At 67.9% G+C, this 14,274-nt stretch carries 13 protein-coding genes; 5 read left to right on the top strand and 8 right to left on the bottom strand.

The window, feature by feature from the left end; all coding sequences use genetic code 11:
* Positions 1-168: 168 nt before the first annotated feature.
* The 5 genes from AB0E63_RS04010 to AB0E63_RS03990 form a co-directional block, all read right to left on the bottom strand.
* Positions 169-1,458, bottom strand: coding sequence for a histidine kinase (locus AB0E63_RS04010; RefSeq protein WP_360360978.1), 1,290 nt, complete (start codon positions 1,456-1,458; stop codon positions 169-171).
* The gene (locus tag AB0E63_RS04005; RefSeq protein ID WP_360360975.1) at positions 1,455-1,913 is read right to left on the bottom strand and encodes a GAF domain-containing protein; all 459 of its coding nucleotides are present in this window, start codon (positions 1,911-1,913) and stop codon (positions 1,455-1,457) included. Before AB0E63_RS04005 ends, AB0E63_RS04010 begins: the two co-directional genes overlap by 4 nt.
* Before the next feature lie 19 nt (positions 1,914-1,932).
* Positions 1,933-2,391 carry a pyridoxamine 5'-phosphate oxidase family protein gene (locus AB0E63_RS04000; RefSeq protein ID WP_360360972.1) on the bottom strand — a complete coding sequence of 153 codons (459 nt, stop codon included), beginning with the start codon at positions 2,389-2,391 and terminating at the stop codon, positions 1,933-1,935.
* Between the two features lie 80 nt (positions 2,392-2,471).
* On the bottom strand, positions 2,472-2,903 hold the full coding sequence (locus tag AB0E63_RS03995; RefSeq protein WP_360360969.1) for an RpiB/LacA/LacB family sugar-phosphate isomerase: 432 nt from the start codon (positions 2,901-2,903) through the stop codon (positions 2,472-2,474).
* 125 nt (positions 2,904-3,028) lie between these two features.
* On the bottom strand, positions 3,029-3,478 hold the full coding sequence (locus tag AB0E63_RS03990) for a helix-turn-helix domain-containing protein (protein WP_360360966.1): 450 nt from the start codon (positions 3,476-3,478) through the stop codon (positions 3,029-3,031).
* Positions 3,479-3,606: 128 nt separating this feature from the next.
* On the opposite strand from AB0E63_RS03990, the gene AB0E63_RS03985 reads away from it, so the two are divergent.
* From AB0E63_RS03985 to AB0E63_RS03970, 4 genes are read left to right on the top strand one after another with little or no spacing between them, the layout of a single operon-like run.
* Positions 3,607-4,518 (top strand): nitrilase family protein, encoded by a 912-nt coding sequence (locus tag AB0E63_RS03985; RefSeq protein ID WP_360360963.1) that lies wholly within the window; start codon positions 3,607-3,609, stop codon positions 4,516-4,518.
* A 4-nt stretch (positions 4,519-4,522) separates the two neighbouring features.
* On the top strand, positions 4,523-5,680 hold the full coding sequence (locus AB0E63_RS03980) for a hypothetical protein (protein WP_360360960.1): 1,158 nt from the start codon (positions 4,523-4,525) through the stop codon (positions 5,678-5,680).
* Positions 5,677-6,975, top strand: coding sequence for an amidase (locus AB0E63_RS03975; RefSeq protein WP_360360958.1), 1,299 nt, complete (start codon positions 5,677-5,679; stop codon positions 6,973-6,975). Before AB0E63_RS03980 ends, AB0E63_RS03975 begins: the two co-directional genes overlap by 4 nt.
* Positions 6,976-6,987: 12 nt before the next feature.
* Positions 6,988-7,392 carry a hypothetical protein gene (locus AB0E63_RS03970; RefSeq protein ID WP_360360955.1) on the top strand — a complete coding sequence of 135 codons (405 nt, stop codon included), beginning with the start codon at positions 6,988-6,990 and terminating at the stop codon, positions 7,390-7,392.
* Between the two features lie 45 nt (positions 7,393-7,437).
* On the opposite strand, the gene AB0E63_RS03965 is transcribed toward AB0E63_RS03970, so the two are convergent.
* Positions 7,438-8,430, bottom strand: coding sequence for a hypothetical protein (locus AB0E63_RS03965; protein WP_360360952.1), 993 nt, complete (start codon positions 8,428-8,430; stop codon positions 7,438-7,440).
* Positions 8,431-8,629: 199 nt separating this feature from the next.
* Between AB0E63_RS03965 and AB0E63_RS03960 the strand changes: the two genes are divergently transcribed.
* Positions 8,630-9,475: a serine/threonine-protein kinase gene (locus AB0E63_RS03960; RefSeq protein WP_360360949.1), complete on the top strand. Its 846-nt coding sequence runs from the start codon at positions 8,630-8,632 to the stop codon at positions 9,473-9,475.
* Here the strand turns inward: AB0E63_RS03960 and glgX are convergent.
* Positions 9,463-11,577 (bottom strand): glycogen debranching protein GlgX, encoded by a 2,115-nt coding sequence (gene glgX / locus AB0E63_RS03955; RefSeq protein ID WP_360360947.1) that lies wholly within the window; start codon positions 11,575-11,577, stop codon positions 9,463-9,465. The genes AB0E63_RS03960 and glgX overlap by 13 nt on opposite strands.
* A complete protein-coding gene (locus AB0E63_RS03950) occupies positions 11,574-14,216 on the bottom strand; it encodes a hypothetical protein (RefSeq protein ID WP_360360944.1) in 2,643 nt (880 codons plus the stop codon). The genes glgX and AB0E63_RS03950 overlap by 4 nt, the downstream gene beginning before the upstream one ends.
* Positions 14,217-14,274 lie beyond the last annotated feature (58 nt).

The raw sequence follows: 14,274 nt of genomic DNA, 5'->3' as shown, positions 1-14,274 counted from the left end.
TGCTTGGGGCCGCGATGGCCGCTTCGAGCATGCTGTCGACGTGGTCTGCCGGCAAGTGCTGGTCAGGCATCGGAGGCTCCTCCCACTGGTGATACTCCAGCTTCGCGCGCAGGAGGAGGCTCGCGCTGCGGGCAAGAGTCCCGACTGAGGAGGACGTTCGGCTATCGCTCAGTCGCCGGTCGGCGCCGTGAGTTCGACCACTGTGCCGTGCGGTTCGTTGTCGGCGACCCGAACGCTGCCGCCGAGGGCCTGGGCGCGTTCGGTGAGGTTGCTCAGGCCGCTCCTGCGGGTGCTGGCACCGATGCCGACACCGTCGTCCGAGATCCGGGCCGTCACCCGGCCCGCGCCGACCGAGACTTCAACGGTGGCCTGCGACGCCTGGGCGTGGCGGACGATGTTGGACAGCGATTCACGAATGGTGGCGAGGATCTGTGGCCGAACGTTGGCCGGTACGACGGTGTCGATCGGGCCGGTGCAGATCAGCCGGGGCCGGAAGCCGAGCGGTTCGGTGTACTCGGCGACCAGGGTCTGGACATCACCACGCAGTGAGCTGGAGTCAGGAGTCTGCTGGAGCTCGAAGATCGCGGCGCGGAGGTCGTGGATGGTCGTGTCGATGTCGTCGACCGCGCGGCTGATCCGTTGCTGGTGTTCCGGCCGCGCGAGCCGGTGCATGCCCTGGAGCTGCAGTCCGGTGGCGAAGAGCCGCTGGATCACCACGTCGTGCAGGTCCCTGGCGATCCGGTCGCGGTCCTCGAGCACGGCGAGCATGTCGCGGTCGCGTTGCGCCCGGGCACGTTCCAGCGCCAGGGTGGCCTGGCCGGCGAACATCCGGATCAGGTCGGCGCCCTCGGAGATCCGGTGTTCCGAGCCTTGTTCCGAGGCCACGATCAGCAGACCGCCGGTGCCGGTACTGCCGGCCGGCAGCGGCGCCATGGTCGTCCGCCCGAGCGTCCTCGCCTCCGGGAAGTCGCTCAGTTCACCGGCGTCCTTCAGGAACTGCGCCAGATCCTCGATGACCACCTGCTCGGCGCTCGTCGTCGCGCGGCTGAGCACGGGAAAGTCGGCCGGAACATGGCGGCCGAGGAAGCGGGCGAACTCCGGTGGTCCGTCTACGGCACGCACGACCAAGTCGGTGTCCTCGGCGAGAAGCACCGCCGCCACCTGTGCGCCGGAGACTTCGCGGGACCGCTGGGCGATCAGCTGCAGCGCCTGGTCCGGCTCGAACTCGCCGAGCATCAGGTGGGTGATCTCGGCGGTGACCTCGTGCCAGCGCCGGCGCTGCTCGGTGTCGGCGTACAGGCGGGCGTTGTCGATCACAACCCCGGCCGCGGCCGCCAGGGCGGTGACCGTCCGCTCGTCGTCCTCGGTGAAATCAGCGCCACCGGTCTTCTCGGTCAGGTACAGGTTGCCGAACGCGTGCTCGCGGGTCAGGATCGGGACGCCGAGGAAACTCTTCATCGGCGGATGGTTCGTCGGGAAGCCGTAGGACCGGGGATGTTCGGCAGGTCGTGCATGCGGATCGGCTCGGGGTGCTCGATCAGCAGACCCAGGATGCCATGTCCCTCGGGATACGGACCGATCGCGGCGATCTCGTCGTCGGTGACACCGTGCGTGATGAAGCGAACCAGCCTTCTACCGTCCGGGCCGACCACGCCGAGAGCGCCGTACCGGGCTCCGGCCAGTTCGCACGCGGCGGTGACGATGCGGTCCAGGGTGCTGTTCAGGTCGAGGTCGGCGCCGATGCCGACGACCGCGTCGAGCAACGCGCGCAGCCGTTCCTGGGACTCCATGATCTCGTCGACCCGGCCGAGCAGTTCCTGTAGGAGGGCATCGAGACGTACCCGGGACAACCCAGAGAACTCCAGCGCCCCCTCGTCCCAGCTCCCTCGCCCCGCCCGCGAGCCCTCAGCCACGGCCCAACGGTACGGAAAGTCACCGCCGATGTGAACTACCGGACCGAGGACGCTGTCCCCACGGGACCAGCCGGCGTCCGTGGATGGACTCGATGCCCAGCCTGACCAGACGTGCGTCGTCCATCGGGAGCCAGGAGTGCAGCGGCAGGGTACGGCGGAACTCGGCGGCCTCCTCCGGTGACACGACGGAGAGGTGCCCGATGGCGGTAACAGTCCACCCGAGGTGGCGTTCGCCGTCCACGTCGTCGGTCTCGAACGCGACCACGTCACCCCGCTCGGCGGCCCTGAACTTGTCGCCTGTTCCGGTGCTGAACACGATCGTGTCGTCGTCGAGCACGAAGTTGACCAGCCGGACCGCGGGCAGGCCGCCGTACGTGTAGACCAGCCGCCCGAGCGGCACCGACTGGAGCAGCCGCAGACACTCCGCCGGGCTGACGATCTCGAGCCGAGAGTGATCGAACTTCGCCTGCGTGCTCATCGTGACCTCCTCAGTAGAAGTCAACGATCGCCCTGCGCGCAGCCCCACAGTAGGGCCGAAGGTCCCGGACTCGGCCCGCCTTATCGGGTGACGTGCTCGACGTTCTGGCGGTCTGCGTCGTCCTGGCTCGGGTCGGTGGTGAACCAGGCTTCGAGGATTTCTTCGAGAAGGGGTTCGGAGGTCAATCGGAGGCTGAGGGCCAGGACGTTGGCGTCGTTCCAGCGGCGGGCGCCTTCGGCTGTGTAGGCGTCTGTGCAGAGGGCCGCGCGGACACCGGGGACCTTGTTCGCGGCGATGGAGGCGCCGGTGCCGGTCCAGCAGCACACGACGGCTTGGTCCGCCGTACCGGCGGCGACCTCGCGGGCCGCGGTTTCGGAGCAGACGGCCCATTGCGGATCGTCACCCGGGCTGAGCGCGCCGTACGTGGTGACCTCGTGACCGCGGCCGCGCAACTGCTCGACGAGCGCCCGCGCCACCGGCTGGTCCATATCCGAAGAGACCGAGATCCGCATACCCACGAGCCTAGCCCGTCCTTCTCGTCCCTCCGCCCCCAACGATTTGTACGCCGAGTACGCCGGCTTCACCATGTGTCGTCGCGGTGCGCGCGAGCGGGTCGCGCGACTCCAGAGTGGAGGTCTCAGTGGATGACCTTGCGGACGAAGGTGTCGGTGGACTTCAGGGGGCGGCCTTCGGCGTCGATGACCTGCAGGCGTTGCAGGGGGCGTTCGTGGGTGGCGTCGAGGAGGACGGAGTGGGGCTCGCCGTCGGCGAAGAGGTGGTCCTCGCCCCATTGCCTGAGTGCGACGACGATGCCGAACAGTTCGCGGCCCTTCTCGGTGAGCGCGTACTCGTGGTAGGCGCTGCCGTCGGCGGCGGGCACGATCTCGAGGATGCCGGCGCCGACCAGGTCCTTCAGCCGCGAGGCGAGGATGTTCTTGGCCAGCCCGAGGCTGCGCTGGAAGTCGCCGAACCGGGTGATCCCGTCGAAGGCGTCGCGGACGATCAGGAGTGACCACCGGTCGCCGACGACGTCGACCGCCCTGGCCACCGGGCACTCTGCCCCCTCATGGCTCACCCGTCGCGCCATCGTCACTCCCTCACCGATCCACTCGCTAACAAGTTTTTCTTCGCAACTGGTTGCAAGTATAAACCAGCCGCTGCTACCTTCCCTGGCATCGGTTTCAAAGTGAAACCAGTTTGAGCGGAGGAGCGACCGTGACGGAGCAGTCGGAGGCCGGCAAGGACACCAGAGTGAGCCCGGTGCGGGTGGCCGTGGTGCAGTTCGAGCCGCACGTCGGAGTGGAGAACCTGAAGGCCAACGCGACCGCCGTGGAAGAGCGGTTGACCACCGCCGCGGACCACGGCGCGGGCCTCATCGTCCTTCCCGAGCTCGCGACCACTGGCTATGTGTTCGAGACCCGCGACGAGGCGTACGCGCACTCCGAGCCTGTGCCCGGAGGCCGGAGCATCGACATGTTCACCCGGATCGCCACCGAGCGGAACCTGTACATCGTCGGGAACGTGGTCGAACAGGCGAACGGGCGGCTCTACGACACCGCCGTACTGGTCGGCCCGGACGGCTACATCGGCCGGTACCGCAAGACCCACCTCTGGAACACCGAGAAGCTGTGGTTCACCCCTGGCGATGAAGGGTTCTCGGTGTTCGACACGAAGATCGGCCGGATCGGACTGCTGGTCTGCTGGGACATCTGGTTCCCCGAGACTGCCCGGATCGTCACGCAATTGGGCGCGGACATCATCTGCATCCCCACCGGCTGGGTGTGGACCCCACCGCCCCTCTACGACCAGAGCGGTGTGTGCATGGCCGCGCATCTCACGATCACGGCCGCGCACGCCAACAATGTCTTCATCGCCACCGCGGACCGGATCGGTCAGGAGCGTGGCGCCGGCTTCATGGGCAACTCGCTGATCGCCGGTACGAACGGCTGGCCCGTCGACCGGATCGCCGGACCGGATGAGGACACGATCATCTACGCCGACATCGACCTCACCGCGCCCAGGACTGCCCCGATCTGGAACCAGCTCAACGATCTGCACCGCGATCGCCGTACCGATCTGTACGACCAGATGCTCGGCTATCGCGGCGCCGCGCCGCTACCGCGGTGACGTGATGACGACGACGGTCGGCCGACCGCTGCGGCGATACAGGGCCGGGTACGTCGCCTGTGGCCTGGGCGGCACGCTCCTCGTGGTGCTCGTCGCCTGGGTTCTTGCTGCAGGCAAACAGCCGGTGTGGGCTGGTAACGGCACCGACGTACGGGGACTGGTCAGCTGGTTGATCACCTCCATCAGCGAACCGCAGTACTACGCGGCCGCCTCTGCCAGCGTGTGTCTGCTCATGGGTGGCGCGTTCGCTCATCTGGCGGACCGGAAGTCATGGACGTGTCGAGGCTTTGTGCAGGCCTGCGGCTCGGGACTCTGGCCGTGGGCGGCGGGCAGCGCGCTCCTGAGCTTGCTGCTGAGCGCCATTGTGTGGGGATGGACGCTGGAGTCCGGCGTCTGGCAGCCCCTGTTCGTACCACTCGTCTCTGTCGCGCCGGCCATGGTCGTGCTCTACGGTCCCGGACGGACTGTTGGTCTGACGGCTGCCATCAGCGGCGCGGTGTTTGCGCCTCCGGTATCGATTGCTGCAGTTGAGTACGTCTGCAAACCGTTGGACCTTCCGCTGGTCGTCGGCGCAACGACCGGGATGTGGGTCGGCGCTCTCGTAGCGTTCTCTCTGGTCCGATTCCTGCCGTGGATGCCCGCGCCCGGCGCCTGGCGGAAGGCCGGCGACTCCAGACCGGTGAGCAATTCATGGCTGTGGGTCCCGCGCCGCGCGCTGGCCGACTTCAGCGAAGCGCAGTTCTTCGGCAACGAATGGGCGAGTGGCGCGATGATTCTCGGGGCCGTCGTCGCCTACGCGATCAGCCCGTCGACACTGGTCTACGGCACGGGTCTGTTCCTGGCCGTCCTTGCCTCACAAGCGGCGACAGCGTTGGTCGGCGTACTCGTCTGGCGAAGGCGTTGGCACGCCCTCGGCTTCTACCCGACCTTCGTACCGGTCGTGTCGGTCGCCCCGGCCACGGTGCTGGCGTACGGCGGAACGATCCCAGCCGTCCTCGGAGGAGCCTTGGCCGGCGCGCTCATCGCTCCACCGATCGCAGCGGCGATCTCGCGCCGCCTGCCCGCGTCCTTCCATCCCTTCATCGGCAACGTGGCCTCGATGAGCATCTGCACCGCGATCATCGTGCCGGCCCTCGGCCTCGTACCAGGAGTCGCCTCATGACCATCACCGAGCTGGCGCGAGCGCTGCGCAGTGGCGAGACCTCGGCCACGGACCTGGTCCGCCGGGCGCTCAATCGGATCAACGAGCTCAACCCGACCCTGAACGCCTTCGCGCTGATCGATGAGGAAGGTGCCTACAGGTCAGCCCGCATCGCGGACGAAGAACGTGCGGCCGGTATCGATCGTGGCCCGCTCCACGGCGTACCGGTCGCGGTGAAGGACCTCATCGACATGGAGGGGTTGCCCACGACCTGTGGATCCGCGACCTCCTTCGGCGCCACGGCTACCGAGGATGCCGAAGTCGTCAGGCGGCTGCGTGACTGCGGTGCGGTCATCGTCGGGAAGACCACACTGCACGAGTTTGCGTACGGAGCGACTGGTGACCGCTCTGTCGACGGGCCGTCTCGCAACCCGCGGGACCCGAGCCGGATGTCCGGAGGGAGTAGCGGCGGGAGTGCGGTGGCCGTGGCTGCGGGGATGGTGCCGCTGGCGGTCGGCACGGACACCGCCGGTTCCGTTCGGGTGCCGGCAGCGCTGTGCGGAGTTGTCGGCCTCAAGCCGGCGTACGACGCGATCTCGACGAAAGGCGTGTACCCACTGGCGCCAAGCCTCGACCATGTCGGCCTGTTCGCGACAACCGTCGAGGACGTGCGCATCGGATATGAAGCACTCGCCGAACAACCGACGTACGGGGAGCATGGTGGGAAGGTCGGCTGGATTGCGCCTCGAAACATCGCGGTGACCGATCCACGCGTGGAAGCGCTGGTACGCGATCTCCTGGACCGCTCCGATCTCGTTGTCGAACAAGCGCCACCGTTCCCGAGGGGCCACGCCTGGTTCGACGTACTCTCGACGCTTCAAAGCAGCGAGGCCTTCCGCGTGCACGAGCACCATTTGGACGTTGACCGCGAGCTCATCGACGCCGAGGTCCTCGCACGACTCGAAGCTGGAGGCCGGGTTACGCCTGAGGCCTACGCAGAGGCAGAACGTGCTCGCGAAGGCCTGCGGGTAAGCGTGGACGGACTGCTGCAGGACTTCGACATCCTGGCGCTTCCGACAGTGCCGATCGTTGCGCCGCACCTAGGGGCTCGCAGCATCGATGTCGCTGGCAACGACCTCGAGGTGCGATCGGCGCTGTTGTCTCTCACGAGTCCTTGGAACCTGACGGGGATGCCGGCGATCAGCGTGCCCGCCGGACACCTCGACGGCCTGCCTGTGGCGATCCAGCTTCTGGTAGCCCCGGGCAACGAGCACACGATGTTCGCGGCCGCTCGAGCACTGTATCCGGCACGCTGAAGAGGAGAACTCATGCCGTCCATCCAGATCGATCTGCCGATCACCATCGACCCGGCCACCAAGCAAGCCCTGGCCCATCGCGTCGGCGCCATCTACGGAGCAACGATGCAAGTGGCCATGGACCTGCTCACGGTCTCCGTGCACGACCTGGGCGAGGGTGGAGTCTGGCGGTGCCATGAATCCGGTCCACCCACACCCTCGGCCCTCATCATGTGCGACATCCGCCAAGGCCGCCCCGACGAGACTCGAGCACAGCTGGCCCAGAGCCTGATCGACCTGTGCGTCGAGATGTTCGACCTGGACCAGCTTTGGATGAAAGTCGAGTTCACCCAGCACGCCGGCAACGAGATGTACCACCCCCACCTCAACGGCTTCAACACAGACTGGAAAGGCGACGAGAGAACCGTTCCGGCCTGAGGGAACGGCCCGGCGTCCGCGGTGTGCGGACGCCGGGTTGGGTGGTCAGAGGATGCTGAAGGTGATGGTGCCGGGCGCGAGCCCGCCGGTGTTCACCCGGTCGCGGCCGGCCAGTGTGTCGACGGTCAAGGTGTCCGTCGGTTCCGCGTCCTTCAGCCGCACGTCGGCCCTCAGTCCGGAGACCCGGACGTCCCCGTGGGAACCGGACACCCGGATGTGGTCCCGGCCGGCGGTGCCCGTGACGGTCACCGCGTCGACCGCTCCATCGCCGCCACTCGCGTTGAGCTGTGCGCCGAGGTCGATGTCGACCTTCCGGACATCGGTACCGCGCAGATCGCCCACGGTCACCGTGTCGGCGCCACCGAGCGCGTTGAGCGAGACACGCTCGACGTCATCGGTGTCCATCACGATGTTGCCCACGTCCCGGGTGAACCGCAGTCGCGGACCGTTCGCGGTAGCGGCGAACTTCTCCGCGCCGGCCGCACCGTTGAACAGCATCGTGTCCTGGCCGCGACCGCCGTTGATCACGTCGCTGCCGTCGCCCGGATCCCAGATGAACGTGTCGTTCCCGGTGCCGAGCAATGCCGTGTCGGCGCCACGGTTCCCGTCGACGACGTCGTTGCCGGCGCCCATCCGGAACAGTTCGTTGCCGCTGCCACCGAACGCGGTGTCGTTGCCGGCGCCGGTGTCGATGGTCGTGGGCGGCTGTACCTCGGCGCCGTAGTCGATCCGCACGGTGTCGTTGCCGGCCCGGCTGTTGACCTGGATCTGGCCGAAGTCGCTCCGGTTCACCGTGCGCTTCGTCGTACCAGGTCCGAAGTCGACCTCGACGACCGACGTGTTGGTGGCCGGCACGCTCAGCGTGATGTTGTCTGCGTGGTTCGTGCCGGTGACGATCAGTTGGCCGGTGTCGATCACGACGCTCCCCGCGGGCGTCGCGGATGCCGTACCGGCCAGACTCACGCTGATGGCTGTGGTGACGGCCGCGACAGCTGCCGCGCTCAGCCCCCGTCGGAATCGCTTTGTCGCAGTACTCATGATGCGGACCCTCCCGTTCGGTCACGGCTGTGTGCCGCGCTGTTGGTACGTATGGGCCCTACACGGGCGCCGTCGCCATCCGGTTCAGAGCAATTTTCAAAAGGTTGCCGAGGGCACCTAAAAGCCGATCGAACCGATTGGGCCCCGGGTGCGTATAGGGAGCACAGAACGCGTATCGGACCGGCAGAGGCAGGCGATCATGGGGACAGTCGCGGTGGAGTCAGCACCGACCGTCGTCGCCCCAGGGCGCCTGGTAACCGGCCGATACCGCTTGCGGACACTGGTTGGCCGCGGCGGCATGGGGCGGGTGTGGTCGGCCGAGGACGAACTGTTACGGCGGCGAGTCGCGCTCAAGCAGGTGGTGCTCTTCGGCCACCCGTCCGAGCACGTCCGCGCCAGTGCGCTGGCCGAGGCGCGCGCGGCGGCGCGAGTGAATCACCACAACGTGGTCAAGGTGTACGACGTGATCGAGGACGCCGGCGAGCACTGGATCGTCATGGAACTGTTGTCGGGGCAGACCATGGCCGGCGTGCTGACATCGCATGGACGGCTCCCGATCGCGCAGGTACGGCGGATCGCGCTGCACCTGGCCGACGCACTGCGGACGGTCCACTGGGCGGGTCTGGTGCACTCCGACGTCAAGCCGGCGAACATCCAACTGTGCGATGACGGGCGGGTGGTTCTGATGGACTTCGGCATCGCAGCTGCCATCGACGACCAGCAGACCCTGTCGAGCGAGGCCATGGCCGGCAGCCCGGCGTACATGTCACCGGAGCGAGCCCGTGGCGACGCGGTCGGCCCGCCGTCCGACCTGTTCTCGCTGGGCGCGACCCTGTTCGCGGCTGTCGAGGGGCGGTCACCCTTCGGCGCCGGCGACCCGTTCAGCACACTGGTCGCGGTGGTCGAGGCCAGGCCGGCCCCGTTCGCGAACGCCGGCTCTCTGCGCCCCATCATCGAGGCGTTACTCACGAAGGCTCCGGTCAACCGTCCGACCACCTACCAAACCATCACCGCCCTGCACACGCTGAACCACTACGAGCTCTGAGGGCTGCGGTCGCCGCGCAGGAGGATGATCGAGCGAGGATGCACCGTGAGTGTGTTGCCTGAAGCAAGCTTTGGGTCGGGGACTGTGTCGTCTGGTTGGTAGGTATCGAACTCCAGTTCCCAGGTCTCGCCGGGCTCGGTCGGCGGTACGACGAAGTCCAGCGGTTCCCACCATCCGTTGAGCAGGAGCAGGAAGTCGTCGTCGACGAGCGGCGTACCATCGGCGTCCCGATCGGGGTTGTCGGCGCCGTCCAGGTAGAGCGCGAGGCTGCGGGCACCGGGGAAGTCCCAGTCCGCCGGCTTCATCTCGGTGCCGCTCGGCGTGAACCAGCGGAGCTCCTCGGCCGCGACACCGGTCAGGAACCGTCGGCGGCGGAAGACCGGATGCGCACGGCGCAGAGCGATCAGGTTCTTGGTGAAGGCGATCAGCTCCGCGTCGGTCGCGGACCAGTCGAACCAGCTGATCTCGTTGTCCTGGCAGTAGGCGTTGTTGTTCCCGCGCTGCGTCCGGCTGAGCTCGTCGCCGCCGAGCAGCATCGGTACGCCGAACGACAACATCAAGGTGGTGAGCATGGCCCGGCTCTGGCGAGCGCGTAGTGCGAGGATGTCCGGATCGCTCGTCGGTCCTTCCACACCACAGTTCCAGGAGCGGTTGTCGCTGCTGCCGTCGCGGTTCTCCTCGCCGTTGGCCTCGTTGTGCTTGCCGTCGTACGAGACGAGGTCGGCCAGCGTGAAGCCGTCGTGGACGGTGATCAGGTTGATCGAGGCGCTCGGCCGCCGCCGGTCCCAGCGGTACAGGTCGGGTGACCCACACAGCCGGGTCGCGAACTCGCCGAGCGGCGCGTCGGCGCCACGCCAGAAGTCGCGCATCACGTCGCGGTACCGGCCGTTCCACTCGCTCCACTGCGGCGGGAACTGGCCGAGGTCGTAGCTGTCGCCCTGCCCGACGTCCCAGGGTTCGGCGATCAGCTTGGCCGTGGAGACGACCGGATCCTGCGCGACGAGGTCGAAGAACGCCGCCATCCGGTCGAAGCCGCCGTCCTCGCGGGCCAGGGTCGGTGCCAGGTCGAAGCGGAACCCGTCGACGCGCATCTCGGTCAGCCAGTACCGCAGCGAGTCCATGATCAGGCGGAGGCTGAACGGATTGTCGGCGTTGAGCGAGTTGCCGGTGCCGGTCGTGTCCACGTAGTAGCGCTGGTCGCCGTCGACGAGGCGGTAGTACGCCGGGTTGTGCAGCCCGCGATGGGACAGCGTCGGGCCGAGATGGTTTCCCTCGGCGGTGTGGTTGAAGACCACGTCGAGGATGACCTCGAGACCGGCGCCGTGCAGCGTGTCGACCATGGCCTGGAACTCCGCGACCTGCCCGCCCGGCTGCCCGGCCCGGACCGCTGCGGAGTAGCCGGCGTACGGCGCGAGGAATCCGATGGTGTTGTAGCCCCAGTAGTTCGTCAGCCCGCGATCGACCAGGGTTCCCTCGGGTACGAAGTGGTGGACCGGGAGCAGTTCGACCGTCGTCACGCCGAGGTCGACGAGATGGCCGACCGCCGCGTCATGGGCCAGACCGGCGTACGTTCCACGAAGCTCAGGCGGTACGGCGGGATGCGTGGCGGTGAAGCCCTTGACATGGACCTCGTACACGATCGAGTCGGCCAGCGCATGGCTCGGCCGAGGCCGGTCGCTCCAGCCGAACGCGGTGTCGGTCACCAGGCTGCGTGGCATGTGCCCGGCCGAGTCGAGCTCACTGGGGACTTCCGGGTCGTCGGCGGCGTACCCGAGCACCTCCGGTCCGGGCCGTACGTCGCCGTGGATGGCACGGGCGTACGGGTCGAGCAGCAACTTGGCCGGATTGCAGCGCAGGCCCCGCCGCGGATCGTACGGACCGGTCGCCCGGTAACCGTACGCCTGGCCAGGCCCTACACCGGGCACGAACCCGTGCCACACCTCACCGTCGCGTTCCTCCAGCGGGATCCGAGTCTCATTGCCGTCGGCATCGAACAGGCACAGCAGTACGCCGTCGGCCGCGGAGGCGACCGCGAAGTTCGTGCCATCGGGCCGGGGGGTCGCGCCGAGCGGAGACGGGCTGCCCGGCAGCGCCGTACTCATGGCTGTCGCTCGCCGAGCGATCGGAGCACCTCACCGAGGGGCCGAACCGCGCCGTGCCGGCGCCGGATGATGTCTGCCACGATCCCAGTCCAGCCGGTCTGGTGGGCCGCGCCCAGCCCGGCGGCGTTGTCGCCGTGGAAATACTCGTGGAACATCACGTTGCGCCTCCAGTTCGGGTCGCGCTGCAGGGTGTCGACCCCGCCGAAGCAGGGTCGGCGGCCGTCGAGACCGGTGAGGAAGATCGACACCAGCCGCGCCCGCAGATCGTCGGCGACGGTGTCGAGGGTCTGGCGGACGCCGGAGCCGGTGGGGTACTCAACCGTCAGGTCGTCGCCGAAGAAGCGGTGGTAGCGGTCCAGCGCCTCGGTCACGAGGAAGTTCAGCGGGAACCAGATCGGCCCGCGCCAGTTCGAGTTCCCGCCGAACATGTCCGTGGTCGACTCGGCCGGTTCGTAGTCCACGCCGGCCCGGACGCCCTCGATCTCGATCGTGTACGGGTGGTCGCGGTGGTACGCCGACAAGGAGCGCAGGCCGTACGGAGACAGGAACTCGCCGGGGTCGAACAGCCTGCTGAACAACCGCAACGCCTGCTCGACACCGACGGTGCCGAGCAGCAGCCGCCGGCGTCCGGGGTCACCGCGCAGGACACCAGCCTTCGCCAGCCCTTCGGCGTCACGCAACCCCTGACGATCCAGGAAAGCCGCGAACTGCTTGCCTGGGGCAACGGACCGTTCGAACTGCTGCTCGTCGATCACCCCGGCGGCGAGCAGTGGGATGATGCCGACCATGGAGTGCACCTTGACCGGCACGACACCGCCGCCCGGTACGGCGATCCGGTCGTAGAACAGGCCGTCGGTCTCGTCCCACATCCCCTGCGCGGACATCGCGGTGCGGATCTCGGCGAAGTGCTCGAGGAACTTGTGCACCAGATCGCGGGCCGGCCGGTACCCGGTCCGGTCCAGGACCGCCGCGATCGTCGTCATCGCCAGCGCGTACCCCGCCATCCATCCGGTGGCGTCGGACTGCTCCAGGACGCCGCCAACCGGCAGATGCGAGCGATCGAGCGGGCCGATGTTGTCGAGGCCGAGGAAGCCACCCTCGAACAGGTTCGACCCGTCGGCGTCCTCACGGTTCACCCACCAGGTGAAGTTGACCAGCAGTTTGTCGAAGATCCGGCTGAGGAAGTCGAGATCGCGACCGCCGTCGATGGCGAAGACCTCGAGCGCCGCGAAGGCCTGGACCGGCGGGTTGACGTCGCCGAAGTCCCATTCGTACGCCGGAAGCGCGCCGTTCGGATGCTGGAACCACTCGCGGCAGACCAGCAGCAACTGGTTCTTCGCGAACTCCGGGTCCACGTGGGCCAGCGCGATGCAGTGAAAGACGAGATCCCAGGAGGCGAACCACGGGTACTCCCACTTGTCCGGCATCGACATCACGTCGAAGGAGTTGAAGGTTCGCCAGCGGGAATTCCGGCCGGTCTGCCGCGAGGCCGGCGGCGTCGGCTGGCCGGGATCACCGTCGAGCCATCGCGCCACGTCGTAGTAGTACAACTGCTTGCTCCACAGCATCCCGGCGAACGCCTGCCGCATCACCATCGCCTCGTCTGCCGAGGCGGCCGGGGGAGTGAGGCCGGCGTAGAACTCGTCGGCCTCTGCCCGACGTGTGGCGACGACGTCGTCGAAATCCTGACCCAATGCGGTCGCCGGGTCCGGGCCGGTGCCGGTGGGGCGCAGCCGCAACCGCAGCTCGATCGTCGCCTTCGGTGCGACGTCCACGGTGTACCAGGCCGCGGCCTTCGTTCCCCGGCGAGCGGGGTTGACGGTCGGGGCGCCGGTCACGACGTGGTCGTTGATCCCGTCCTTGGGGTACGCCGTAGTGCCGGGGACGCCGTACAGGAGTTGGGTGTTGGTCTCGTTCTCACAGAACAAGAACGTCGGCGTGCCTCCGGCCAGCAGTTCGAGTTCACCGAGGGACGGGTGCGCTACACGGACCGAAGTACTCCCGGTCGCTGTGAGCTCGGGGCGCGGAGCACCGATGTCCCATGACCAGGTGTCACGGAACCAGGCGGTCGGCAGGACGTGGAGGGTCGCCGTGTCCGGGCCGGCGTTCGTGACCTGCACGGACATCAGGAGATCGGTCGGACTCGCCTTCGCGTAGTGCACCTCGACGATCCAGTACCGGTCCTCGTCGAACACGCCGGTGTCCAGGAGTTCGTACTCGGGGTCGTGCTTGCCGCGTCTGCGGTTCTCGGCGCGCAGGTCGTCGTACGGGAAGGCCGCCTGGGGGTAGTGATAGCGCCAGCGGTTCCAGGCGTGGTTGGGGGTGGCGTCGAGGTACCACCAGTAGTCCTTGACGTCCTCGCCGTGGTTGGCCTCCGCACCGGTCAGGCCGAACGGCCGCTCCTTGAGCATGGGGTCGCGCCCGTTCCACAGCGCGAGGCCGAGGCACAGATGCTGCTCGCGGTCGCTGAACCCGGCCAGCCCGTCCTCGCCCCAGCGGTAAGCCTTCGAGCGGGCCTGGTCGTGCGGGAGGAAGCCCCAGGCCTCACCGTCGGCGCTGTAGTCCTCGCGAACCGTGCCCCATTGGCGCTCGCTCAGATACGGACCCCACAGATACCAGTCGTCCGACGGCTCGGGCATGCGTCTTCCCCCTCAGCACCCATCACGATGCTCCGCGCCCCTCGACAGCCAGTCAAGA

Origin of the sequence: Kribbella sp. NPDC026596, from assembly GCF_040638415.1 — a bacterium.
Lineage (GTDB): Bacteria > Actinomycetota > Actinomycetes > Propionibacteriales > Kribbellaceae > Kribbella.
The sequence above is the reverse complement of the archived record's forward strand: the minus strand, read 5'-3'. Positions and strand labels throughout refer to the sequence as shown.

Excerpts from the sequence above, each read along its gene's own strand:
- AB0E63_RS04010 (WP_360360978.1), bottom strand. The coding sequence starts at position 1,458 with ATGAAGAGTTTCCTCGGCGTCCCGATCCTGACCCGCGAGCACGCGTTC.
- AB0E63_RS04000 (WP_360360972.1), bottom strand. The coding sequence starts at position 2,391 with ATGAGCACGCAGGCGAAGTTCGATCACTCTCGGCTCGAGATCGTCAGC.
- AB0E63_RS03995 (WP_360360969.1), bottom strand. The coding sequence starts at position 2,903 with ATGCGGATCTCGGTCTCTTCGGATATGGACCAGCCGGTGGCGCGGGCG.
- AB0E63_RS03990 (WP_360360966.1), bottom strand. The coding sequence starts at position 3,478 with ATGGCGCGACGGGTGAGCCATGAGGGGGCAGAGTGCCCGGTGGCCAGG.
- AB0E63_RS03980 (WP_360360960.1), top strand. The coding sequence starts at position 4,523 with ATGACGACGACGGTCGGCCGACCGCTGCGGCGATACAGGGCCGGGTAC.
- AB0E63_RS03975 (WP_360360958.1), top strand. The coding sequence starts at position 5,677 with ATGACCATCACCGAGCTGGCGCGAGCGCTGCGCAGTGGCGAGACCTCG.
- AB0E63_RS03970 (WP_360360955.1), top strand. The coding sequence starts at position 6,988 with ATGCCGTCCATCCAGATCGATCTGCCGATCACCATCGACCCGGCCACC.
- AB0E63_RS03965 (WP_360360952.1), bottom strand. The coding sequence starts at position 8,430 with ATGAGTACTGCGACAAAGCGATTCCGACGGGGGCTGAGCGCGGCAGCT.
- AB0E63_RS03960 (WP_360360949.1), top strand. The coding sequence starts at position 8,630 with ATGGGGACAGTCGCGGTGGAGTCAGCACCGACCGTCGTCGCCCCAGGG.
- glgX (WP_360360947.1), bottom strand. The coding sequence starts at position 11,577 with ATGAGTACGGCGCTGCCGGGCAGCCCGTCTCCGCTCGGCGCGACCCCC.
- AB0E63_RS03950 (WP_360360944.1), bottom strand. The coding sequence starts at position 14,216 with ATGCCCGAGCCGTCGGACGACTGGTATCTGTGGGGTCCGTATCTGAGC.